Source organism: Salmonella sp. SAL4457, from assembly GCF_046548235.1.
Lineage (GTDB): Bacteria > Pseudomonadota > Gammaproteobacteria > Enterobacterales > Enterobacteriaceae > Salmonella > Salmonella enterica.
This window is the reverse complement of the sequence record NZ_JBGDZO010001194.1, coordinates 1-242: the sequence shown is the minus strand read 5'-3', so window position 1 is coordinate 242 and position 242 is coordinate 1. Positions and strand designations below refer to the sequence as shown.

Genomic DNA, 242 nt, shown 5'->3' with positions numbered 1-242 from the left:
CTTGTCAAGCGCTTCTCGGAAACGCGCCGCCGCCATCCGTTTTCGGGCGACTCGCGCACGCTGACCGAAGCGATCGACTACGAGCGTGGGCTCCTTGCAGAGGTGCGGCCGCAGGGCTTCACGTTCGACACGAGCGACCTCCCCGCCGCCGCCCTGCGGGCGTGGATCAAGGACTTCGTCAGCGTGGACCCGAGCACGCTCACGCTGCAGCTCGAGTCGTTCGGGTTCAAGCACGGCGTGCC

At 67.8% G+C, this 242-nt stretch carries 1 protein-coding gene; it reads left to right on the top strand.

Going from position 1 to position 242, the window contains the following annotated elements; genetic code table 11:
* Positions 1-242: RNase adapter RapZ (locus tag ACLJNW_RS27970; RefSeq protein ID WP_410961863.1), on the top strand; the 242-nt coding region annotated here is incomplete at both ends.